This is a genomic window from Lactobacillus sp. N54.MGS-719 (assembly GCF_000980505.1).
Classification (GTDB): domain Bacteria; phylum Bacillota; class Bacilli; order Lactobacillales; family Lactobacillaceae; genus Lactobacillus; species Lactobacillus amylovorus.
Genome location: NZ_LARO01000004.1, coordinates 12764 through 36039 on the forward strand (window position 1 = coordinate 12764; position 23276 = coordinate 36039).

Genomic DNA, 23276 nt, shown 5'->3' on the forward strand with positions numbered 1-23276 from the left:
AAAATTTTCCGTGTCTTTTTTATTTATACTCGATAAGCATTCAAATCAATTAAGAATGGATAATCTTGTGCTAAGTTGCCCCAAATCCAATACAAAAGAGTAAAAACTAAAGTAGACCAGCCTAAGTTGACTAATAATGATAATAATAATGCATGCATTGAGACATCAGCAAAACCTACCGCTTTAAAGATCAGCCAACTATAAGCAATAAAAACTGTAGTTCCAAGCAATATTACTATTAATCTTGCCCAAAAAACTTCAGGTAAGAAGCGTGCGATTCTTTGGCAAAGCCAACAGCTAACCGGTAAAAATACAGTATAGATACCGATAATGCCATAGAAATAAACATCCGCCACGATTCCTGTACCGATTGCCAGCCAAATTTCATTTTCATTTGTATCATCGAATAGCCCAATCAACATCATACTGATTGGCAAAATCACACTGGCTGCACCGAAGCTGCCATAGTTCATGAACTGATGCAAATAAAATGAGCAAATACCATCGATAATCAATGCGACAAACATAGCAATAGCTAAAACCCATTTACGAAAAATAGACATTAGTTAGCCACCTGTCTTTCAATGACTGTGACAACAGAAGGATCATTAATATCGCCTGCTGGCTTAATTCTAATTTGGTCAGACAAGCCGAAAGAATCACGCGTGGTAGTAGTTACAGTACCAATTAATAAGCCCTTAGGTGAATTGCCACCCATACCACTAGTGTAAACTCTAGTACCAGCCTTTAACTTACGGCCATCAACTACTTGAGTAAAGGCTAAATTATTATTAGAAGTAACAGTAATAATTCCGTGCACTGTTTTTCCGTTAACGGCATCTGCTTGCACTGCGAAACGGTTAGCTGATTCATCAGTTGTAGTAATTAATTCAACCTTAGATGAAGCAGCATTGGCTTCAATAATTCGGCCAATAACACCGCCACCACACATAACGGCCATGTTCTTTCTAATACCTGCAGAACTACCCTTGTTAATAGTCAATAAATCTGACCAAGTATCAGGTGATCTCGAAATCACTGATGCATTAACTAAGGTATATCCACTCAATGTGTCCTTTAGTTTCAATGCAGACTTTAATTGACGATTTTCTTTTTCAAGAGCCGAATTCCGTACCTTGGTTTGACCCAAGTTAGTAACTTCACGCTTTAAGTGATTATTCTCTTCTTGAGTATTTAAAATGTCATGAGCACTGTTCAAGCCGCCAGAAACCCAGCCAACAGGAATATCAACAATCCTTGTACCTAAAGCAACAATATCATTGCCTAAGCTTTGGATCAGTAATGGTGTATTACGTTTCTTGCGTAAACTGACGCTTCCACCTAAAACGACTAAAACAACGATAACTATAATAAATGCTGATAATAATTTTTTATTTTGCAGAAATTTTTTCATTAAGAATTGATCCCAAAGAAAAACCGGCAACAGCCGGCTTTTTTATTATTTGCGACTTCTACGCATTACTTCAATATTCTTAAGTGATTCACCAGTACCAATTGCTACACAATCAAGCGGATCTTGAGCAATAAATACAGGTACTTTAGTTGCTTCAGAAATAACTTCTGGCAAATTCTTAAGAAGTGCGCCACCACCAGTTAAAACGATACCGTGATCGATAACGTCAGCGGCAATTTCTGGTGAAGTTTGTTCCAAAGTTTCTTTAATTGCTACGATAATGTCTTGAACAACATCTTGAATAGCCTTAGCAATATCAACTGCTTCAACATCGATTGATTTTGGCAAGCCGGTTACCAAATCACGACCACGGATATTCATTGATTCAATTTCCTTAGCCTTTTCAACAGAAGCTGAGCCAATTTGAATCTTAATATCTTCAGCAGTTCTTTCACCGATTAATAAGTTAAAGTTTGAGTGAATGTAGTTAATAATTGCATTGTTAAACTTGTCACCAGCTTGACGAATTGAAGTTGATGAAACGATACCACCAAGTGAAATAGTAGCAACATCAGTAGTACCACCACCGATATCAACAACCATTGAACCTGTAGGATCCATAACTGGAAGACCTGCACCAATAGCTGCTGCGAATGGTTCTTCAATTACGAAAGCTTCACGTGCGCCAGCTACTCTAGCAGCATCAATTACAGCACGCTTTTCAACTTCAGTAACACCTGATGGTACACAAACCATTACTGAAGGCTTAGAATTGCCAACTGTCTTTTCCATAAAGTATTTAAGCATAGCTGCTGTAGTATCGTAGTCAGCAATTACACCGTCCTTCATAGGACGAATTGCTACAATAGTACCAGGCGTTCTACCAATCATTTCCTTAGCTTCTGAACCTACAGCGATAACTTCACCTGTTTGCGTATTCTTTGCTACTACGGAAGGTTCTCTTAAAACGATTCCTTTACCTTCCATATAAACGAGTGTATTGGCTGTACCTAAATCGATACCAATATTTTTTGTACCTAATCCAAACACAAAAATCTCTCCTTAATTGTTGCGGTCTCTAAATCTTGAATAATTATAGCATACTATAACTTTAAAGGTGATTTTCGCGCGAATTTTAAAGAAGTTTAAACTAATTTTTCTTCACGCATGCTCAGATAGTGACCTTGCCCCACAATAAAGTGGTCCAAAAAGTCAATTTTCATCATCTTTGCTACTTGGCATAAATCCTCCGTTAATTCAAAATCACTGGAAGACGGCATTAGTTTGCCACTCGGATGATTATGAGCAATAAAAATCCCTGAACAGCCATAGATTACAGCCCAACGAAAAATCTCCCGCGGATGGGCTACTGATCTGTTTAATGTACCTTGAAATAATTTTTTCTCGGCAATGATATGACTAGCATTATCAATATATAATGCCCAAAGCTCTTCTTGTTTATGTCCTACTAATTTATCAGCTAAATAATTGCCCACTTCTACGCTGGAAGTCAAAACCGCTTTGCGTTTAGGCGAAGCCAGGCGCAAACGATCTAATACTTCCTCGGCGGCAATAGCAATATCATCTGAACAGTCAGGACCGGTAATAAACTGAACTAAATCATCAAAATTAGCCAACTGATTTTTACCCAAAAAGTTTTCTAATTCTCTAAAATCGGTTATTCCCTTATCCTCAAACTGTCTAAATAATTGAACTAATAACTCTAGGTCTGTTCTTACAAAGCAATGACTTGAATTTTTTTCTTTCATGAAAATTCCTCCTCATTACTTATTACGCAAAAAAAAGCTAAATTCTCTTGAGAAATTCAAAAAAGTTTTGACAAATCATTGCGGCGTTAGTCCGATCTTTTTCCGTTGGGGGAATCAAATCGGGCACCATCACGCATTTTAAACCAGCACTGGCTGCTGATTGAACACCAGTAGATGAATCTTCAAACACCAGAATATTTTCTTTAGGCAAATGCATCTTCTTAGCAGCTGTTAAATAAATATCTGGTGCTGGCTTTGGTTCAATATGACCCTTTTGCACATCTAGGTAACTGATATGGAAATCAAAATAATTTCTAATACCAGTTGCCCAAAGCACGTGTTGCACAACGTCTTCATAATTACTTGAAGCAATGGCCATATGCATTCCACGCTTTTGAAATTCATCTAGTGCTTCTTGCACGCCAGGCTGTAATTTCAATTTTCCTTCATCGGTCCACTGCCAAACGAGGTCGTCGGTTCGCTTAATGAAGCGATCACGATCAGCGTCGGTTTTGAAATACTTATGATAAAAATCCTGCATTTCCTTAACTGTGGCACCAGTTAATTTCAAATATGCATCGCGCGGCGTACCAAGATCTTCCTCTTCTGCCGCTTGGATATTTGCATCCCAATACAGTTTTTCTGAATTAACCAGCAAGCCATCCATGTCAAAAACAATGCCTTGAATATCATCATTTATTCCTTTAACGTGCATCATTTTTTCCTTTCCAATTTAAAATTGCGCTTACCAAATAAAACGAGCCAGTAACTAACAAAATATCGTTATCCGCCATTTTATTCTTTAACGTGGTAAACCCTCTTTGATAGTCCCGTTCATAATTATATCTTCTTTGCACATCAATTGGAAAATCATTTTGTTCGGCTACACGTGGATAATCTAGCGTTGTAAGCAAAACATCATCATTTTGCTTAAACAAGGCAAAGACTTGCTCTAAATCTTTATCCTTCATCATGGTTACTAGCGCATGGATATGACCCTGTCTTTTTTCAGCTAATTGATGAACCGTTTTAAGCAGATTAGTCATGGCCTGAATATTATGAGCACCGTCCAAAATAATCAATGGCTTGGTCTGCAATACTTGATAACGACCAGGTATTACTGTCTGATCAATTGCCTGCTCCACTTTTTCATTTGTTAAAGGCAAATCGAGTAAAAAGAAAGTTCGAACCGCGATAGCAATATCGAAACCCTCAACTTGCGGACGCAATTTAAAGGCAAGCTCATGTTCATTGTCTGAATAAACAATTTGTTCATCTAGTTTAACTTCAAAATCGCGACCTAATTGATAAAGAGGTGCCTGCTCTTTTTCTGCTTTTTGCTTTAAAATAGGCAAAACTTCTTGTGGCACATTACCCAAAACCACTGGTCTATTTCTTTTTATAATGCCACTTTTTTCACGGGCAATATCTTGAATCGTAGGACCAATAATTTGCTCATGATCCAAGCCAATGGTAGTAATAATGCTGGCCTCTGGCGTAATCACATTGGTTTTATCATGTTCACCACCAATGCCTACTTCAATTACGGCATAATCGCATTTTTGGTCTGCAAAATAGACAAAAGCTATCGCTACTTCATATTCAAAGGTAACCAATGAGAAGTCATTATCTTCTTTTTGAATTTCTTCAAAAGCTGCTTGCACCTTATTGGCTGCTTTTACCAAATCTTGATCGCTAATATCTTGATTGTTCAGTTGAATTCGTTCGTTAAAACGATAAACATAAGGTGAGACAAAAAGGCCAGTCTTCTGACCAGCCTTTTTAAGCAGAGTTGCTAAATAATATGAAGTTGAGCCTTTACCATTCGTACCTGTAATATGAACGGTTTTTACTTGATCTTGCGGATTGCCCAATTTTGCCAATATCTTTTTGATAAAAGATAAATCGTTTTTTGGATGCAAGTGTGGCAAAGAATACAAGCAAGAAATTACTTCTTGGGCATTAGTAAACTTCAATTATTTACTCTCCTTCAAGTCTTGAATTCTTTCACGAACGCCACTTAATTGACTTTCGTAGTCAGCCTTCTTTTCCTTTTCTTTGTTAACAACTGCTTCTGGAGCGTGGTCAACAAAGCCTTTGTTAGCAAGCTTCTTTTCACAACGAGCAACTTCGTCTTCAAGACGCTTTTCTTCTTTTTCCATCTTAGCTAATTCGTCATCAACGTTAACAAGTTCAGTCAATGGAACAAAGATTTGTGCGCCTGGAATAACTGCAGTCTTAGCCAATTTTGGAGCTTCAATTTTTTCAGCTACTTCAAGCTTCTTAGGGTGTAAGAAGTTTTCTACGTAGTCAGCATTTTCATCCAAAATGTGCTTATCCTTAGCATCATCCAATTGAATCATGATATCAATCTTAGATGACATTGGTGCGTTAACTTCCATACGGATGTTACGTACAGCCTTGATAGTTTCAATCAAGAAGGCCATATCATTATCTGCTTGCTCATTTTCAAATTCTTTATGAGTTTCAGGGTACTTAGCTACCATGATTGACTTGCCTTCGTGTGGCATTGAAAGCCAAAGCTTTTCGGTTACGAATGGCATAATTGGGTGCATCAAACGCAAGATTTGATCAAGAATCCAAATAAGGTTTTCTTGCTTTCTAGCCTTTAATTCTTCGTCATCACCGTTTAAAGCAACCTTAGAAATTTCGATGTACCAGTCACAGAAGTCGTTCCAGATAAAGTTGTAAAGTTCACGACCTGCTTCACCAAACTTGTATTCATCAAAGAGTCTAGTTACTTCACTTACAGTGTGGTTCAAACGATCAAAGATCCATCTGTCTGACAAATCAAACTTAGAAACTTCAGGCATGTGAGCTGGCTTAGCATCTTCTGGCAAGTTCATGATTACGAAACGACTTGCGTTCCAAATCTTGTTGATGAAGTTCCAAGCAGCTGATAACTTCTTAGGATCATAACGAGTATCTTGACCAGGAGCAGTACCGTTAAGCAAGAACCAACGAAGAGCGTCGGCACCGTACTTGTCAACAACATCCATTGGGTCAACACCGTTACCAAGTGATTTACTCATCTTGCGGCCTTGTTCGTCACGCATCAAACCGTGCAAAACAACATCGTTGAATGGACGCTTGCCAGTAAAGTGCAAACTTTGGAACATCATTCTGGATACCCAGAAGAAGATGATGTCGTAACCAGTTACCAAAGCATTGGTTGGGAAGTAACGCTTGAAGTCTTCTGAATCAGTGTCAGGCCAACCTAAAGTTGAGAAGGGCCAAAGAGCACTTGAGAACCAAGTATCAAGTACGTCTGGATCTTGTTCCCAGTTTTCAGCATCCTTAGGAGCATCAACACCTACGTAAGTTTCACCAGTCTTTTTGTTGTACCAAGCTGGGATACGGTGTCCCCACCATAATTGACGTGAAATACACCAATCATGAACATCTTCCATCCAGTGGTCAAGAGTACCTTCAAAACGTTCTGGGACAAAGTTTACCTTGCCAGCAGTCTTTTGATTCTCAAGAACCTTGTCAGCAAGTGGCTTCATCTTAACGAACCATTGCTTAGAAAGTCTTGGTTCAACTTGAACGCCTGAACGTTCTGAGTGACCAACTGAGTGAACGATTGGTTCAATCTTAATTAAGTAACCTTCTTCTTTAAGGTCCTTAACTAATTGTTCACGACAGTCAAAACGATCCATACCAGCATACTTGCCACATTCTTCGTTCATGGTACCGTCATCGTTCATGACGTTAATTCTCTTCAAATTGTGACGGTTACCAACTTGGAAGTCGTTAGGGTCATGGGCTGGGGTAATCTTAACCAAACCAGTACCAAATTCTGGATCTACGTGTTGGTCTTCAATAATTGGAATATGACGACCAACAAGTGGCAATACCAATTCTTTGCCAACAATGTTCTTGTAACGTTTATCACCAGGAGCAACAGCAACGGCAGTATCACCAAACATGGTTTCAGGACGAGTAGTAGCAATTTCTACATAACCTGAGCCATCTACAAATGGATACTTGATGTGATAGAAGGCACCCTTATCATCTTTGTGAATAACTTCGATATCACTCAAAGCAGTTTGTAAAGCTGGGTCCCAGTTGATGATGTATTCACCACGGTAAATCAAGCCTTCGTTGTAAAGTTGTACGAAGACCTTTTTTACAGCTTTAGAAAGACCTTTGTCCAAGGTAAATCTTTCTCTTGAATAATCAAGTGAAAGGCCCATCTTAGCCCATTGGCCCTTGATGATTGCTGCGTATTCATCTTTCCAGTCCCAAACTTGCTTAACGAAGGCTTCACGTCCCATTTGGTGACGATCCTTGCCTTGCTTACGAAGCTTAGCTTCAACCTTGGCTTGAGTAGCAATACCTGCGTGGTCCATACCAGGAAGGTAAAGCGTATCATAGCCTTGCATACGCTTGAAACGAATTAAAGTATCTTGAATTGCAGTATCCCAAGCATGACCCAAGTGCAACTTACCAGTTACATTTGGTGGTGGAATAACAATTGAATATGGGTGAGCTTTTTTGTCACCAGATGGCTTGAATAAATCTTCATCAAGCCATTCTTGATATCTGCCTTTTTCAACCTCATTTGGGTTGTATTTAGGTGCTAAATCTGTCATTAAAAATTTCCTCCAATAAAAAAGTCCTAGACAACGTTGTCTAGGACGATTTACTAACCGCGGTACCACCTACGTTAAACATATAAAACATGCTTCTCTTATAAGCGATAACGGCGCTGAAGTGTCCGGATTAACTTACTTAATTTCAATTAATCAGCTAATCAAGCTACCAATCAACTTCTGGCCTCTCAGCTATCTGGCTTTTCTCTGTAAACGAAGTCAATACCTCTTGATTCTGGCTTTGTTTTTGATTATAGCATGAATCTATTTTAGAAAAAAGGGATAGATGCATTGTATCATTCAATCAACTAATATTCTTCAACTTAATAACAACAATAATTTTTTCTGCTGATAGTTCTCAATTAGTGTTGTGATGCACCTGAAGTAGCATCTGATTCCGTTGGCATGTCTTCATAAGCAGTATTAGCAGCAATGCGACCGAAAGTGAAGATATCAGCCAATGAGTTACCGCCCAAACGGTTACCTGCGTGAATACCACCGGCATTTTCACCAGCTGAATACAAGCCATCAATAATCTTGCCGTCCTTATTAAGAACATGTGCTTTAGTATCGATGACCAAACCACCCATAGTATGGTGAATAGCAGGCTTACGAGGAGTTGCATAAAATGGAGCGACTTCACATTTCAAGCCTAAAACATTCTTATGAAATTCTGGATCTTTTCCTGCATCAACATATGAATTGTACTTCTTAATGGTATCAACTAAAACATCTGGATCCATACCAATTTGCTTAGCTAAACCTTCTAAAGTATCATCTCTGAACAGGGTGCCAGCCTTAACTTGAGCATCAAGGGACTCTTGAGTAGTATTGTAGGCAGTTTCCTTAATCTTATCGTCAGCAATTTGATAAATTAATCCACCATTGGCAATTACAGCTTTAGCTAGCACATCACGTTCTGCAAATTCATTGACAAAACGCTTGCCTTCTTTGTTAACCATAATGTAGTTTGCTGGCGGAGTTACAACACCAGTGAATAATTCACCAGTTTTGGGATCGGCTACTGGCATTAACTGGATAAAGCCCATACCGAACAAATCAGCACCAGCTTCAAGACCTAAATTAATCCCATCACCAGTAATTGATGGTGAGTTAGTAGTTGCGATATCATCGTCAATCTTTTGCCAGTAAGTATTATATTTTTGTACCATCTTAGTGTTGGCGCCAAAACCACCTGCAGTTAAAATGACAGCCTTTGAATGAACAGTCAACTTACTGCCATCAGCACGTGTAGCAACTACGCCGCGTACCTTGCCATCTTCAATGATCAATTTTTCTGCACGAGTTTCAAGATATGGACCAACACCATGATCTCTTACCCAGTCACCTAAAATATGAATGTAAGCATAACCCATCGGTTCAACTGGCTTGTGACCACGACGCCATAAACCACCAACTGGTTCAGTTACATCACTATTATCAAACTTAACGCCTAAGTCAGCTAACCATTTAACTGAATTTAAAGCATTAGTTACTAATTCATGGACTAAAGCATATTTACCATGAATTTCATTACCCTTAAGGTCAGTTCTCTTACCACCCAGGTAAGTTTGAATTTCATGAAGCAAAGTTGAGTCAAATAAATAATCTGCACCTGAATCAACGTATTCCTTAATTTGCTTTTGTAATCTCTTAAAGTCATCTTGATATTCAGGATCAATTTGATTAATCGGAGTTGCAGCCAATTCCTTCAAAGTATCCTTTTCACCTGGAAGCGCCTTGAAGTTCTTTTGCCAATCAGGTTCAGCGGCATTCATGGGACCGCCAGCACGACTAGTATTACCACCAATTTGTGGGTACTTTTCTAAAATAGCAACTTTTTCGCCATGTTGAATTGAACGAACTGCAGCAGCTAAACCAGCACCACCAGCACCTACAACCGCTACATCAACCGTGATTTCTTCATCTGTTGCCTTTGTAGCTACTGGCTTATTACGCTTCTTCCATTCATCAGCGTCCCCACCAGCTTCAGTAATCGCTTGAGCAATTCCATCTACAACGCCGTGACTTGAAATAGTTGCGCCACTAACTGCATCAACATTTAAAGTTTGGTTATTAATAATTTGTTTAGGCAAGCGATTAAAGACTTCATCGGCAACACCCTTAGTTTCGCCGGATGAATCAATTTCAATATTCTTAATCTTATCATCTTCGATAGTAACGGCCATTGGCATCGATTCTGAGCCATGACCTTGTGCACATACTTGATATTTACCGTTCTTCATTATAAGAATTCTGCCTTTCTTTTTCTCTATATATCTAGAATAGCGTTTTCACAGCTTGAAAATCAAATACTTATTTAACAATTTAAAAATAACAAAGTTGTTATGATACAATTTTTTGCATCTCTAACAAATATTATCCTGTGAGCTATCTGCAAACCAACGCTCAGCTTCGACTGGTATCTTTTCATCTTACTTTCTAACTTTTTTAAAAGTAATTGTTTTATTAACAATGAATTGAATTAGCGTTGCCACAAAGGTCGCTATGACCTTCACGATCAAGTGGGAATAACCTAATCGCGTGACAAATATGAATAAAGAAACTGTGGTAAAAACAGTCGTAATTTGACCGACCCCAAAATACGAAATGAACCGCATAAAAAGATGATCGTGAACCTTAAAGTTAGTATATGAATTCCATAAGAAATTATTGATAATCCCACAGGTTGATGAAATGACATTTGCAAGTTCCACATTCATTTTAAAATGCGTCAAAATTGTGTAAACTCCAAAATCAACTATTAGTCCCAGGAAGCCAATTAAGACATATTTAATTAATTGGACGAAACTTTCTGAATGGGTTATTGTTCTTACTTTCTTCATTCCGCCTTATTTAATCTTACTTACGTCATCCAAATTAAGTTCAATGTATTCGCCACGTTTCAAATCTTTCGGTAATTTCAACTTTCCCATCGAAATCCGTTCAAGTTCAACGACTTTCATCCCTACCGCGCCAAACATTCGCTTAATCTGGTGATATTTTCCTTCACGAATTCTAATCTCAATTTCAGAACTATCATGTTCTTCGTCTTGACTCAAGATCTTTAGTTCAGCTGGCTTTAATTTAGTACTATCGCCCAAGGTCATTCCACTAGCAAAAATTTTTACTGTCTCATCATCGGCTACACCCGCAATTTTTGCCCGGTAAATCTTATCTACGTGCTTATTAGGTGCAAGCAATTTATGATTGAGCTGGCCATCATTAGTGAGTAAAAGCAGGCCGGTTGTATCCTTATCTAGCCGTCCTACTGGAGTAATCCCTTGATACTGATCCTGCGGCTTAAGCAATGAGATAACCGTTCTTTGACTGCGATCTTCAGTTGCTGACAACACGCCTTTAGGCTTATTCATCAAGAAGTAATGATACTTTTGATAGTTGATCTCTTGGCCATCTACCAATACTTCATCGGATTCCTTAACCTGCTGTTTTGGTGTTTTTACCACATCACCATTTACAGTGACAATGCCTTTTTTAATTAAAACGTGCACTTCTTTTCTGGAGCCGACATTCATATTAGCTAAATATTTATCAATGCGCATGGGAACTATCCTTTTTAGTAACCGGTACATTTTGCAAACAAAAAGTAAAATTATCTTCCTCCAATAAGCGGGTATAGAAATCTACTTTCTTAGTATCATTGTCAAATAAAGACACTGCACTGTCAAATAGTTTGTGTAAATAGATTTTTCTCTAGGTAGTGTCCAAATAAACGCAGAAGAACTTGTCACTGAGTTTGCGCTGATGATAGGCCTCGACTTTTGGAATCATCTGCTTGGAGATGTTAGATACCTGAGCTGGGCTGTAATGACTGCCATACATCTTTTCAATCAAGTCGGCTATTTCTCTGGTGGTTACGCCTTTGGAATATAGCTTGATAATCATGCTTTCCAAGACATCGGAGTGCTGCTTGTAGTCAGGGAGCGTGTGCTGATGAAACATGCCGTTGCGATCCCTAGGCACCTGAATTTCAATCTCGCCAAATTGCGTATCAACCTTGCGAAAGTAAGCACCATTGCGTGAATTGCCTGTATTCCAGCCAGCTCTGGCATAAGGATCATAGCCTAAAAACGCAGTCAGTTCAGCTTCCAATAGGTCATTAACTGTTTGCTGGAGTTCTTTGCGCAATAAATCGTTTATTTTGTCTTGATTGAATAGAGCTTGTGCCATATTTTTGGTAAAATCATTCATGAAGGAGTTCTTCTTTCTGTATGTGTTTTTTTGTTCAAACCAATCATACGAGAAAGGAACTCCTTTTTCTAATGTTTTAAGAAATTAATTTAAGGAATCATTCATCCTTACACAAAATATTTTACGGTCTCTTTTTTCTTGCAGATACACTTTTATTTTTGATTTTTTAATGTAATTTCTAAAATAAAACACTTCCTACTTAAAAGTAAGAAGTTAAGAGAGTCGTAGATATCATAAAAAAATGACTTAGAATCATTTCAATTCAAGTCATTTTCATTTTTTAAAGTATGGTCTATGTAATTTCTTATTGCTCACCCATTGCGTGTATTCAACGCCCTTTTCTTTGCTTTCTTTATATTCTTCAAATACTTGCTGCCATTCTTGCAAATCTCTGGAATTAGTTGCATGCATTGTTTTAAATATTATCGGTTACTTGCTGTATTTTTCTCATTACCAGCTATGTCAATCGCCTGTTTAAAGAAACCTACAGGATTAATTTTTCTAGCTTTTAAAAGCTTAACCAAAGTATCTGCATCTATATTATGAATCCCACGTTCTACTTTAGAATAAAACGATTCCGAAGCAACACCAGCTGCCATTTCAGTTTGAGTAAGTCCAGCTGCCAATCTAGTTTCTCTTAGTGATTTTCCGATCTTCACTGTTTTTACCTTTTTCTACAAAAAATGCCAACAGATCATTCTGTCGGCATAACTTTTTACAACAAATCTTGATCTTCTTCGATCTTATCGTTGATAAATTTTTCATTTGGATAAATTGGCATTACTTCAATTCCATCCATCGCTCTTTGAATCAAGCCTTCAACATCAAGACGAGCTTCGTATTCACGAGCCTTATCAAGCTTTGGCTTAGTCTTAGGACGTGGTGGAGCAAAGATAGTACAACAATCTTCAAATGGTTGAATTGAAAGATCAAAAGTACCAATATCTTCTGCCAATTTAATAATTTCAGTCTTATCCATTGTAGCAACTGGACGAATAACTGGTGTAGTTGTCACATCGTTAATAGCAACCATTGATTGCAAAGTCTGTGAAGCAACTTGACCAACAGATTCACCGTTAAAGATTGCAAGACCACCGCGCTTAGCACGAATACGGTCTGCAAGTTGCAACATGAAGCGACGTTGTACAGTCATCAAGTAACCTTCTGGCAATTTTTCCTTAATAGTTTCCTGAATTTCAGCAAATGGCACAGCGATAAAGTTAATCTTACCTGCATAGTTTGCCAAAATACCAGTTAATTCCTTAGCCTTAGCTAAAGCTTTTTCAGTAGTGTAAGGTGGACTGAAGAAGTGCACCATTTCAATATCAACCCCACGCTTCATTGCAAGGTATGAAGCAACTGGTGAATCAATACCACCACTAAGCATCATTACAGCTTTACCAGCAGTACCAACAGGCATCCCGCCAATACCGTGAAGCAATTGGTTAGAAATATAAACAGCATCTTGACGCACTTCGATTCTAAGTACTAAATCAGGGTGCTTCATTTCAGCCTTCAAGTGGTCGATATGATCGAATAAATAATCACCAATCAAATTGTTAAGTTGGTTAGTATCATATTCAAACTTGTGATCACTACGCTTAGTATTAACCTTAAAAGTCATGCCAGGCTTAAAAGTTTCATTCATTAATTCCAAAGAGGTTTTCTTAATATCCTCTAAAGTCTTAGGAACTTTAATAGCTGGTGAGTAGGTTTGAATACCAAAAACCTTTTTAAGTCGCTTATCAACTTCAGTAAATGGTGCACCATTCAAAATGATGTGCATCCGGTCGTGCCGTGGGTGAAATTCAATTTGAGGGAAATCCTTCAAGACTCTTTCAACGTTAGTAGCTAAACGATTGATAAAGTCTTTTCTGTTCTTCCCCTTAGTTGAGAGTTCCCCATAACGGACCATAACTTCTGTATATTCCATTAATTCTCTCCCAAATGATTAATTTTAGCAAAATGATTGTAGATCTTATCAAAGACCTTGATAAATTCATCTGCTTCTGCAAGCGTATTTGTCTCATCAAAACTCAAACGTATTGCACTAGTAGCAATCTTATCATCAATATGCATAGAAACCAAGGTGCTTGCTTCATCTGCTGTCTTTGAAGCACAAGCAGAAGTAGTTGAAGTATAAATATCTTGATCTTCAAGCGTATGCACCAAAGTTTCTCCACGAATACCCTCTAAGGCAAAGCAAAGAATGTGTGGTGCAAAGTTGTCTTGAACTGGTGAAAAGATATCAATACCGGGCTTTTGCTTCAAATAATCAACAATCTTTGCCTTAATTGCAGCTTCTCTAGCAGCCTTTTCAGGTTCATCTTCAAGTAAAAGACGAATTGCTTTTGCCATCCCTGCAATTGCTGGTAAGTTTTCGGTACCTGAACGAAGGCCCTTTTCTTGGCCGCCACCATCATTAAGCGGACTAAGCATCTTGCCTTCTTTTTTATAAAGAATACCAATACCACGAGGTGCATGGAACTTGTGAGCAGATAAGCTAGATAAGTCTACTCTTGGTGTGAAGACTTTATCCCAAATATTCTTGCCAAGTGCTTGAACGTTATCAACGTGGAATTGAATCGTTGGATAATTTTCAAGCAAATCACTAATTTCATCGATTGGTTGAATGGTCCCAATCTCGTTATTGACACCCATGATTGAAACTAGCGTTGTATCTGAATCAATTGCATTTCTCAAATCATTAACGTTAACTCTACCTTCTTTATCTACCGGAAGTCGAGTCACACGCCAGCCCAAGTTTTCCAAAGCAGTGAAGCTATTGGCAACTGAAGCATGTTCAACACTAGAAGTAATGATATGCTTACCAAATTCCCGCTTTTGAATAGCAGTTCCCTTGATCGCTGTATTATTTGATTCTGTACCACCTGAGGTAAAGAAAATTTCATGTTGTTTTACACCTAATAATCCAGCAATTTGCTTGCGAGATGCTTCAAGCAATTGGTGAGCACGGTCCCCCATTTTATGCAAACTGGAAGGATTGCCCCAAATATTGGTTGCTACCTTGTTATAAGTATCCAATACTTGAGGATCTATCTTAGTTGTTGCACTGTTATCAAAATAAATCACAAATATTACCCCTTCATTAAAAAACGGCCAATTGCTTGACCGTTCATTGACTTCTAAATTTTAGCCCAAATAATTAAAAGCTTCAATTATTTACTCTCTTTGTTCTGAATAATATGCATTTTCAAGACGTTGGTAGCTGCCTGGTTCTACTTTTTCAAGTGCAGTAGCAATGGTATCTAATGCATCTTTGTAGTTATATTCATTGTACAGCTGCATTGCGAGCTTTTGGGCCTGCTTAATTGCATCTTTATCAGCGTACTTATTAGAATATTGCATTGTTAATTCAACTAAGTTAGCAGAATTAATAATATCATCAGCTTCGCGCTTAAGTCGCTCGACATCGTCAGAAATCTGAATTAATTCATTAGAAATCTTTTCCATATTAATTCTAACTTGGCTTAATTCATCACTGACATGACCAATTTCATTAACTACCAAGGTATACATTTGAACAAAACTATCTGGATTACCTGGTAAATTGCGTCTCTCAAGACGACGATATACTAATGAAACTTCTTGCTTGAAACGTTTAATAGAATCGTTAGCGACGTTTTCTGAATCATACAAGCCATCAACATCTGTTGACATCTTAGCTTGCTCTTGATCGATTTCACGCAAACGATCTAGCATTTGCAACCATGAATCTTGAATTGCGGAATAAACACCTTTGCCGTCGGCAATACTTTGCGTATCGACGGTATATTGGCGATTCATATCATTGACTTCTTTTTCAAGTTCCTTACTCTTCTCAAGTTCACCGTGAGTTAATTCGTAACTTTCATCAATATGTTGCAATTTTTCAACGAGTTTCTTAGAAGCGGCTTGTTGATGAGCAATCAAAGTCAACATCTTATTTTGATTCTTCTCAACAAATGGACGAGCCTTGTATTCCTTAGCCAAAGCAGTATAAAGTTCATCGATTTCACCAGAGATCTTTTTATTTTCTTTGGCTAATTCATCAACCTTAGTCTCTGCAAGCAACTTGCGCGCATCATCAATTTCACCATGAATTTCTTTAATTCGCTTCAATACATCTATATCAGTAATGTAATACTTTTCTGAAACCATCTTCTTGTAGGCATCAGATAATTCACGCAATTGATCTTGGAAAACAACCTCTAATTGATGATTTCCTTCCTTAATCTTAGGCAAGCGTTTTTGCAATGCGCCTAAAGCCATTCTAATCTTAGACAATACGCGCTTAGCTTCAACATGATCACCTTGAGAAGAAAGGTTCTTGGCTTCTTCAAAGTCACTTTCCATTGATGCAAGTTGATCTTCAATTTGATCAATAGCCGCACCATATTCAAACGAACCAGCCAAAACACTCTTTCTAAGTTCATGATAAACCTTAATCAAAGCATCATATTGCATTTGATTTTCTTTGTTTGATTCAAGTAACTCTGTAAAAACAGCTTTAGTATTGCGAGCGTCTTCTAAAGTTGGCTTGATTATCTCTTGAGCTTTTTTGATATTTTTTCTAGCTTTGAAGAGCTTATAAGTGGTGTTTTCTTGGGCGGCTTCTTCAACTAACTGTTGCACACGAGGCAATTTTTTAGTTGAAGTTTCATTGTAGCTCTTGCGCCAAGTATTTAATGTAGTTAGACTTTCACCGGCCAAATCCATTTTATCTAGTCGCGTAATGTCTTCTTCGAGATGCATTTTTTCAATTTCATTGACTGCTGCGTCAATTACTTCGATCGCACGCAGTTGCCTGCGGTTGACCCAAAGCATGAGTGCAATGACGACTATAATAAGGATGACAACGGCAATTATAATAATAGTTTGAATTGATGACATCGTTTATCCTCCAAAACTACTATAATTATAACAAAACATGGTCTGAAGATGTGAAAAAGCTGTCCTATTTCTTGATTTATTATTCTGAAGCCTATATAATACTAGTCGTGTAAAATATTTGCAGCAATAAGTGACAAGAACGTCAACATCTTGAAACGCTTTAGTGAACGAGTAACCCGCGCTGCATTGGGCGAAAATGTAAATCCAAGATGCACGAATGTTGAACTTATTCGTAATATTTTACTCCAAAAATTATCATTATAAATTTTATGGAGGATTTTTATGTCAAGATATACAGGTCCAAGTTGGAAACGTTCAAGAAGATTAGGTATTTCTCTTTCAGGTACTGGTAAGGAAATCGCTCGTCGTAACTACGCTCCAGGTCAACACGGTCCTAACAGTCGTGGTCGTTTGTCAGAATACGGTCAACAATTGCACGAAAAGCAAAAGTTACGTTGGATGTACGGCTTAAACGAACGTCAATTTAGAACTTTGTTTGCTCGCGCTGGTAAGATTCGTGAAGGTCAACACGGTGTTAACTTCATGATCTTGCTTGAACGTCGTTTGGACAACATTGTTTACCGTCTTGGTTTAGCTACTACTAGAGAACAAGCTAGACAATTAGTTAACCATGGTCACATCACTGTTGACGGCAAGCGCGTTGATATCCCTTCATACGAAGTTTCAGTTGGTCAAACTATCGGTTTGAAGGAAAAGTCAAAGAACTTGCAACAAGTTAAGGATGCCTTAGATGCAGTTACTGCACGTCCATCATTTGTTTCATTTGACGACAACAAGATGGAAGGTTCTCTTGTACGTTTACCAGAACGTGACGAAATGGAACCAGAAATTGATGAATCACTCGTTGTTGAATACTACAACAAGTTACTTTAATTTTTACATTTTATTTTGTCGAAAGGCTTTCCCCATTGTGGGAAAGCTTTTTTTGTTACAATTGGTACTAATAGAAAGGATGAATCATATGACTGAAGATTTAAACAAACGTGTTGAACAAGCTGCTCAAGGTATTACGCCTCAAACCAAGCCAGATGAACGTAGACTTTTTTTAGGTTCTTTACGTGAACGTGTTTTAGTTCGTTTAGATAATACGGAAGTAAATAATTCTAAATTGACTGCCCTCTTTTTAAAACATATCGATGATTTCAAGGGTTACACTATTTTGATCAACGGCAATATCAAAGATGATGGCTTCTTGGGCGATGTTGAAGCAGAATGCAGTAAGAAAGATATTCCTTTTACTCTAGTTAATAATGAAACTGCTCAAACAGGACCAAATGATACCGCAGTTTTAGTTGTAGCCAAAACTGCAATTAACCGTCCACGAATTAAGATTAACCAAGTTTATCCACCTGAAATGCCTAAGACTGAACTTAATGCACCAGCCAAAAAGCATGAAGGCTTTTGGCATCATTTATTTCACGGGGATAAGTAATGAAACCATTAGCATACCGTATGCGGCCTAAAAATTTGGACGAAGTTGTTGGACAGCAGCATTTAATTGGCCCTGGGAAAATCATTCGTCGAATGGTTGAGGCTCGTTTGCTTTCTTCTATGATTCTTTACGGCCCTCCTGGTATTGGTAAAACCAGTATTGCTAGTGCTATTGCCGGTTCCACTAAATATGCTTTTAGAAAGCTTAATGCGGCAACTGACGGCAAGAAGCAACTGCAGCAAGTTGCCGAAGAAGGCAAAATGAGCGGTACTGTCGTTTTATTGCTGGATGAAATTCATCGTCTCGATAAAACCAAACAGGATTTTCTGTTGCCCCTACTTGAATCAGGACAAGTTATTCTAATCGGTGCAACTACCGAAAATCCTTATATATCTATTTCTCCTGCCATTCGTTCGCGGTGCCAAATTTTCGAATTAAAGCCTTTATCAAGCGAAGATGCTTCTAAGGCCATCGATCGTGCACTTGCCGATAAGGAAAATGGCTTGGGCAAATACAATGTTAATCTGACTGATGATGCTCGCCAGCTTTTAATTGAAAAAGGCAATGGCGATTTGAGAGCTACTTTAAATAGCTTAGAACTAGCCGTTCTTTCAACCAAGCAGGAACTTAAAAATGAGCATAAAGATGATTCTACTATTTTAATCACTCAAAAAGAAATGGCCGATTCCATTCAGATGAAGATTCAAAACTTCGATGCATCTGGTGATGGCCACTACGATCTAGTTTCTGCTTTCCAAAAGTCAATCCGTGGTTCGGATACTGATGCGGCATTGCACTATTTGGCTAGATTAATCGAATCTGGTGATTTAATTTCTATCTGTCGTCGTCTGACCGTAATTGCATATGAAGATATTGGTTTAGCTAATCCTGCCGCTGCCGAGCGAGCAATGACGGCTATTCAAGCCGCCCAAATGGTTGGCTTGCCTGAAGCTAGAATTCCACTTGCTAATGCTGTAATCGAACTTGCGCTGTCGCCTAAGAGCAACAGTGCCATTACTGCCATTGATAATGCACTCAGCGATATCCGAAATAAGAAGATTGACTCTATTCCCGCCAATTTGAAGGATGCACATTATTCTGGTGCTAAAAAATTAGGACACGGCATTAACTACCTCTATCCTCATGATTATCAAAATGACTGGGTAGCACAGCAATATTTGCCAGACAATTTAACTAAGGCAAATTACTTCCAGCCAAAAGGAAATTCTAAGGTAGAACAACGTTACAAAGCCATTTATCAAAAACTAAAGCAGATGCAAACTGATGATCTATCTAAAAACTGATTTTATTGACAAATATAGCCAGATCCCTTATCATAATAAGTGATCTGAGTTGATCGACAAGCTTAAATGTATAAAGTTGACCGATCAAACTATAAGACGTGGGAGTTGGCGAATAACTACCGAATCGGAATACTGCCTTAGTGCAGGATCCATATTCGCTGCGACGTCAACTCAAATTTTGAACACTGCGGGTTCAACAAGCGTCATTATGCTATGTTTAGTCAACTCAGATTTTTTAGAATATTAAATGAGACGGCCTTAATTGACCGTCTTTTTCTGTAACTGGAGATATTTTTTATGGTAATAAAAGTTGTAATGATCATTTTTATTTTTCTTTTACTGCTTACCTCTTGGTACCTGTGGCACAGAAGAAATGGTCATTTTTTGATTTTTGATGTTGGTGGCGACCCTCGTTTATCTAATATTTTAAAGTGGACTTCAATTGCGCTATTAATTGAAAGTGTCATTGGAATTATTATTTTATTTATGGGAAACAAGTATCTTAACCTAATCACGCTATTCCTTGCCTCCCTAACCATCTTGGTATTTGGTTTATCAATTACTGGAAATAAAGAGTAATATATTCCTAATAATAACCAAATTTTTGGTAGAATAGATATTAGGAAGAGGTGTTTAGAAAATGCTTTCACAATATAAAAATATTCAAGTATCTGTAGATGGTTCCAAAGAAGCCGATTTGGCTTTTAGTAAAGCTGTAGCCATCGCTAAGCGTAATAATGCAACTTTGGAAATTTTACATGTAATCGATACCCGTTCTTTCCAAAACGTTTCAAGTTTTGATTCTGCAATGGTCGAACAAGTTTCCAAGGATGCTGAAAAGAGAATGAAGGATTACCAAGCTCGTGCTGTTAAGGCCGGCGTAAAGGATTCTCATTACTCAATTGAGTTCGGTTCACCTAAGACAATCATTGGTCACGACTTCCCTAAGAAGCACAACATTGACTTGATCGTTGTCGGTGCAACTGGTCTAAATGCAGTTGAACGTTTGCTCATCGGTAGTGTTACCGAATACGTTACCAGAACTTCAAAGTGCGATGTTTTGGTATGCCGTACCAAAGAAATTGCTAACGCTTTAGAGAAATAATTTATATTTTATACCCAAAGAGAACCGGTTTGTTCGGTTCTTTTTTGTTACCATTCTTTATTTAATATTATGGTTATTTCAACTAAAATAATCATAGTTAAACAAGAAGGTTATATCATGAAAAAGAAACTATTAATTTTGACTGCTTTAGCGACTACGGCATTATTAATTACCGGTTGCCAGCATCAGATAAAAGCTGACAGTAGAACAACTAATTTTAAAACTACGGCTGTTAAAAAGAAAACCAAAAAAATCGATTTGATCCTTAAGCACATGACTTTAAACGAAAAAATAGGACAATTGTATTTTGCTCATAGTACAGGCAACACCAAGCAAATGATGCAAGATGTTAAAAAATATCACTTGGGCGGTACTACTCTATTTGCACCGGATTTTCAAAATAAGACTAAGGCTCAATTTGATTCGGAAATGCGCAATTATCAAAAAAACAGCAATCATGGTTTACTAATTGCCACCGACCAAGAAGGTGGAACAGTTTCCCGAATTGATACCAATCCTAGTATTTCACAACGAAAATATCCTAGTCCCCAAGAAATTTATAATACTCAAGGTCTAACTGGCATCCAAAAAGAAGATCAAACAGTAGCTAAAATTCTGCATCAAAATGGTATAAACATGAATTTTGCCCCTGTTGCTGATGTTGCCAAAGATAAGAATAGTTTTATCTATGATCGAACCTTAGGACAAGATTATGAAACAACAGCTAAGTATATTCCAGTTGCTGTCAAAAGCATCCAAAGTCAAAAAGTTGCTAGTTGTCTTAAACACTTTCCAGGATACGGAGATGCCGGTGATACTCATACCGGTTTTGCCCAAATCAATAAGCCATTGTCTGAATATAAAAAGGAAGATCTTTTACCTTTTAAGGCTGGAATTAAAGCTGGCGTGGATGGAATCATGTTTTCACACATCGTGATCAAAAATATTGATGCTAAAATGCCGGCATCCCTCTCCCCAGCCGTGCACAAATTACTCCGTAAGAATTTAGCTTATCAAGGTCTAATGATTACTGACGACTTACAAATGGGAGCAATCACTCAGTACGCTAAGCAGCACCACATTAATGCCGACGTTCTGGCTCTAAAAGCTGGCAATGATATGCTTTTAGGTGGGAATTATCAAACTGGCATCATTGCTATTAAGAAAGCCGTACAAAAAGGTACAATCAGCCAAAAGCAAATTAATGATTCAGTTAGAAGAATTTTGCAGTTAAAAGAAAAGTTAGGCATTCTTAAATAATTTAAAACCAACAAAAAAGGATCCAAGTTTTTACTTGAATCCTTTTCATTATTTTTAAAAATCGCCAGCCGTACTAAACATGTAATCACGATTGTGGAATTTCATTGATAAGATCAATCCAATACCAATCATGTTACCTAACAAGGCTGAACCACCTTGAGAAACGAACGGCAACGGAATACCAGTCAATGGTAATAAGTCAATATTCATACCGATGTTTTCAAATACGTGGAATAAAATCATCATGATAACACCAGTAGCGATGTATGAGTAAAATACATTTCTAGTGTCAAACGAAATTTTAACCATTTGAACGATTAAGTATAAATAAATCAAAATCAAAGCTACACAGCCGACAAAACCGAAGTTTTCACCAATAACTGAGAAAACCATATCGGATCCACGAACTGGAACATATACACTAGCTTTGCCAAAACCATTACCAAATAATTGACCGGAACCAATGGCCTTCATACTTTGCCATAACTGGTAAGCACCGGATGAAGTATCACCGGACGGATCTAGCCATGATTTAATTCTTTCAAACTGATAAGCTTGGAAGAAGTGACTTAAGAAAGATTGTCCTCCTGGTGTAACAACCAGCAAGATAACTGTGATTGCGCCAATAATTACGATTCCATACAGTGGAACAATAATCTTCCACGATATACCTGATACTAATACCACACCACCAACAATAGCGATGAAAACTAACATAGTACCAAAGTCGTTTTGCAATTTTAACAAAATCGCAACTGGTGCTAACCAAGCAATAATCTTACCAAGCAACAGCCAATCTGTTTTAATGGTATGTTCATATTTATCATTGTGATCTTTAACCACACGTGCCATCATCAAGATAAACGCCGGTTTCATCAACTCAGATGGCTGGAAAGTAATTGGCCCTAACTTGAACCAACTTTTTGCCCCTGTATCTGCAGCTACACTACGGTTATACAGGAATAAAACTGCTATCAGTAAAATTATGCCAAAACCAAAAAAGATCGGCGCTATTTTAAAGAGCTGCTCCGCATCGAATTGCATCACGACAACAACAATTGCAATCGAGATCAAATACCACAGAGCCTGCATTACCACAGCTCTAACAGGTGAACCAACATGCGATGGATCCCCGAGTGCTGCAACGTAAATACAGTACAAACTGATTATAGCCAAAATTGCCACTGGAATAATAATGTTCCAGGCCAATCGGTCAATCAGACTCGTTTTATTTTCAACTTTTGCCATTA

22 protein-coding genes and 1 pseudogene are annotated in these 23276 nt (G+C 37.8%); 6 read left to right on the plus strand and 17 right to left on the minus strand.

Annotated features, from left to right (window positions below; translation table 11 throughout):
- Nucleotides 1-23: 23 nt before the first annotated feature.
- From mreD to ezrA, 16 genes and pseudogenes are all read right to left on the minus strand, one after another.
- The gene (gene mreD, locus WS44_RS01130) at nt 24-563 is read right to left on the minus strand and encodes a rod shape-determining protein MreD (protein WP_013437617.1); all 540 of its coding nucleotides are present in this window, start codon (nt 561-563) and stop codon (nt 24-26) included.
- Nucleotides 563-1414 (minus strand): rod shape-determining protein MreC, encoded by an 852-nt coding sequence (gene mreC / locus WS44_RS01135; RefSeq protein ID WP_014565721.1) that lies wholly within the window; start codon nt 1412-1414, stop codon nt 563-565. The genes mreD and mreC overlap by 1 nt, the downstream gene beginning before the upstream one ends.
- Before the next feature lie 45 nt (nt 1415-1459).
- Nucleotides 1460-2464 (minus strand): rod shape-determining protein, encoded by a 1005-nt coding sequence (locus WS44_RS01140; protein WP_013437615.1) that lies wholly within the window; start codon nt 2462-2464, stop codon nt 1460-1462.
- Nucleotides 2465-2559: 95 nt separating this feature from the next.
- Entirely contained in the window at nt 2560-3183 is a 624-nt protein-coding gene (locus tag WS44_RS01145) for a JAB domain-containing protein (RefSeq protein WP_013641719.1), read from the minus strand.
- Between the two features lie 37 nt (nt 3184-3220).
- Nucleotides 3221-3898 carry an HAD family phosphatase gene (locus WS44_RS01150; protein WP_013437613.1) on the minus strand — a complete coding sequence of 226 codons (678 nt, stop codon included), beginning with the start codon at nt 3896-3898 and terminating at the stop codon, nt 3221-3223.
- The gene (locus tag WS44_RS01155; RefSeq protein WP_013437612.1) at nt 3888-5159 is read right to left on the minus strand and encodes a folylpolyglutamate synthase/dihydrofolate synthase family protein; all 1272 of its coding nucleotides are present in this window, start codon (nt 5157-5159) and stop codon (nt 3888-3890) included. Before WS44_RS01155 ends, WS44_RS01150 begins: the two co-directional genes overlap by 11 nt.
- Nucleotides 5160-7799, minus strand: a complete 2640-nt coding sequence (locus tag WS44_RS01160) for a valine--tRNA ligase (RefSeq protein ID WP_013437611.1) — start codon at nt 7797-7799, stop codon at nt 5160-5162. It abuts the gene before it with no gap.
- A gap of 362 nt (nt 7800-8161) precedes the next feature.
- Nucleotides 8162-10045: a flavocytochrome c gene (locus WS44_RS01165; RefSeq protein WP_046432622.1), complete on the minus strand. Its 1884-nt coding sequence runs from the start codon at nt 10043-10045 to the stop codon at nt 8162-8164.
- 189 nt (nt 10046-10234) lie between these two features.
- Nucleotides 10235-10645: a GtrA family protein gene (locus tag WS44_RS01170; protein ID WP_013437609.1), complete on the minus strand. Its 411-nt coding sequence runs from the start codon at nt 10643-10645 to the stop codon at nt 10235-10237.
- A gap of 6 nt (nt 10646-10651) precedes the next feature.
- Nucleotides 10652-11362 carry a pseudouridine synthase gene (locus WS44_RS01175; protein ID WP_013437608.1) on the minus strand — a complete coding sequence of 237 codons (711 nt, stop codon included), beginning with the start codon at nt 11360-11362 and terminating at the stop codon, nt 10652-10654.
- 160 nt (nt 11363-11522) lie between these two features.
- Nucleotides 11523-12011 (minus strand): annotated as a pseudogene (locus WS44_RS01180) (transposase); the annotation flags it as partial.
- A gap of 273 nt (nt 12012-12284) precedes the next feature.
- Entirely contained in the window at nt 12285-12422 is a 138-nt protein-coding gene (locus WS44_RS09755) for a hypothetical protein (RefSeq protein WP_013437606.1), read from the minus strand.
- Between the two features lie 11 nt (nt 12423-12433).
- A complete protein-coding gene (locus WS44_RS01185) occupies nt 12434-12670 on the minus strand; it encodes a helix-turn-helix transcriptional regulator (protein ID WP_013437605.1) in 237 nt (78 codons plus the stop codon).
- 56 nt (nt 12671-12726) lie between these two features.
- Complete coding sequence (gene thiI / locus WS44_RS01190; RefSeq protein ID WP_013437604.1) at nt 12727-13944, minus strand: tRNA uracil 4-sulfurtransferase ThiI; 1218 nt, start codon at nt 13942-13944, stop codon at nt 12727-12729.
- Nucleotides 13944-15104: a cysteine desulfurase family protein gene (locus WS44_RS01195; RefSeq protein ID WP_013641713.1), complete on the minus strand. Its 1161-nt coding sequence runs from the start codon at nt 15102-15104 to the stop codon at nt 13944-13946. The genes thiI and WS44_RS01195 overlap by 1 nt, the downstream gene beginning before the upstream one ends.
- A gap of 90 nt (nt 15105-15194) precedes the next feature.
- A complete protein-coding gene (gene ezrA / locus WS44_RS01200; RefSeq protein WP_013437602.1) occupies nt 15195-16904 on the minus strand; it encodes a septation ring formation regulator EzrA in 1710 nt (569 codons plus the stop codon).
- 282 nt (nt 16905-17186) lie between these two features.
- On the opposite strand from ezrA, the gene rpsD reads away from it, so the two are divergent.
- The 6 genes from rpsD (at nt 17187) to WS44_RS01230 (ending at nt 22026) form a co-directional block, all read left to right on the plus strand.
- Nucleotides 17187-17798 carry a 30S ribosomal protein S4 gene (gene rpsD / locus WS44_RS01205; RefSeq protein ID WP_013437601.1) on the plus strand — a complete coding sequence of 204 codons (612 nt, stop codon included), beginning with the start codon at nt 17187-17189 and terminating at the stop codon, nt 17796-17798.
- Nucleotides 17799-17886: 88 nt separating this feature from the next.
- Nucleotides 17887-18357: a YueI family protein gene (locus WS44_RS01210; RefSeq protein ID WP_046432627.1), complete on the plus strand. Its 471-nt coding sequence runs from the start codon at nt 17887-17889 to the stop codon at nt 18355-18357.
- Nucleotides 18357-19661 carry a replication-associated recombination protein A gene (locus WS44_RS01215; protein ID WP_013437599.1) on the plus strand — a complete coding sequence of 435 codons (1305 nt, stop codon included), beginning with the start codon at nt 18357-18359 and terminating at the stop codon, nt 19659-19661. The genes WS44_RS01210 and WS44_RS01215 overlap by 1 nt, the downstream gene beginning before the upstream one ends.
- A gap of 297 nt (nt 19662-19958) precedes the next feature.
- A complete protein-coding gene (locus tag WS44_RS01220; protein ID WP_013437598.1) occupies nt 19959-20240 on the plus strand; it encodes a hypothetical protein in 282 nt (93 codons plus the stop codon).
- Nucleotides 20241-20301: 61 nt separating this feature from the next.
- Nucleotides 20302-20766, plus strand: coding sequence for a universal stress protein (locus WS44_RS01225; RefSeq protein ID WP_013437597.1), 465 nt, complete (start codon nt 20302-20304; stop codon nt 20764-20766).
- A 117-nt stretch (nt 20767-20883) separates the two neighbouring features.
- Nucleotides 20884-22026, plus strand: a complete 1143-nt coding sequence (locus tag WS44_RS01230) for a glycoside hydrolase family 3 N-terminal domain-containing protein (RefSeq protein WP_046432630.1) — start codon at nt 20884-20886, stop codon at nt 22024-22026.
- Between the two features lie 54 nt (nt 22027-22080).
- On the opposite strand, the gene WS44_RS01235 is transcribed toward WS44_RS01230, so the two are convergent.
- On the minus strand, nt 22081-23274 hold the full coding sequence (locus WS44_RS01235; protein ID WP_013437595.1) for an FtsW/RodA/SpoVE family cell cycle protein: 1194 nt from the start codon (nt 23272-23274) through the stop codon (nt 22081-22083).
- Between the last annotated feature and the right edge of the window lie 2 nt (nt 23275-23276).

What these genes read in the sequence shown, in the direction of transcription:
- WS44_RS01165 (WP_046432622.1), bottom strand. Translation starts at nt 10,045, where the DNA reads ATGAAGAACGGTAAATATCAAGTATGTGCACAAGGTCATGGCTCAGAA.
- WS44_RS01150 (WP_013437613.1), bottom strand. Translation starts at nt 3,898, where the DNA reads ATGCACGTTAAAGGAATAAATGATGATATTCAAGGCATTGTTTTTGAC.
- WS44_RS01235 (WP_013437595.1), bottom strand. Translation starts at nt 23,274, where the DNA reads ATGGCAAAAGTTGAAAATAAAACGAGTCTGATTGACCGATTGGCCTGG.
- mreC (WP_014565721.1), bottom strand. Translation starts at nt 1,414, where the DNA reads ATGAAAAAATTTCTGCAAAATAAAAAATTATTATCAGCATTTATTATA.
- WS44_RS01170 (WP_013437609.1), bottom strand. Translation starts at nt 10,645, where the DNA reads ATGAAGAAAGTAAGAACAATAACCCATTCAGAAAGTTTCGTCCAATTA.
- WS44_RS01145 (WP_013641719.1), bottom strand. Translation starts at nt 3,183, where the DNA reads ATGAAAGAAAAAAATTCAAGTCATTGCTTTGTAAGAACAGACCTAGAG.
- WS44_RS01225 (WP_013437597.1), top strand. Translation starts at nt 20,302, where the DNA reads ATGCTTTCACAATATAAAAATATTCAAGTATCTGTAGATGGTTCCAAA.
- WS44_RS01160 (WP_013437611.1), bottom strand. Translation starts at nt 7,799, where the DNA reads ATGACAGATTTAGCACCTAAATACAACCCAAATGAGGTTGAAAAAGGC.
- mreD (WP_013437617.1), bottom strand. Translation starts at nt 563, where the DNA reads ATGTCTATTTTTCGTAAATGGGTTTTAGCTATTGCTATGTTTGTCGCA.
- thiI (WP_013437604.1), bottom strand. Translation starts at nt 13,944, where the DNA reads ATGGAATATACAGAAGTTATGGTCCGTTATGGGGAACTCTCAACTAAG.
- ezrA (WP_013437602.1), bottom strand. Translation starts at nt 16,904, where the DNA reads ATGTCATCAATTCAAACTATTATTATAATTGCCGTTGTCATCCTTATT.
- WS44_RS01220 (WP_013437598.1), top strand. Translation starts at nt 19,959, where the DNA reads ATGGTAATAAAAGTTGTAATGATCATTTTTATTTTTCTTTTACTGCTT.
- WS44_RS01230 (WP_046432630.1), top strand. Translation starts at nt 20,884, where the DNA reads ATGAAAAAGAAACTATTAATTTTGACTGCTTTAGCGACTACGGCATTA.
- WS44_RS09755 (WP_013437606.1), bottom strand. Translation starts at nt 12,422, where the DNA reads ATGCATGCAACTAATTCCAGAGATTTGCAAGAATGGCAGCAAGTATTT.
- WS44_RS01210 (WP_046432627.1), top strand. Translation starts at nt 17,887, where the DNA reads ATGACTGAAGATTTAAACAAACGTGTTGAACAAGCTGCTCAAGGTATT.
- rpsD (WP_013437601.1), top strand. Translation starts at nt 17,187, where the DNA reads ATGTCAAGATATACAGGTCCAAGTTGGAAACGTTCAAGAAGATTAGGT.
- WS44_RS01175 (WP_013437608.1), bottom strand. Translation starts at nt 11,362, where the DNA reads ATGCGCATTGATAAATATTTAGCTAATATGAATGTCGGCTCCAGAAAA.
- WS44_RS01215 (WP_013437599.1), top strand. Translation starts at nt 18,357, where the DNA reads ATGAAACCATTAGCATACCGTATGCGGCCTAAAAATTTGGACGAAGTT.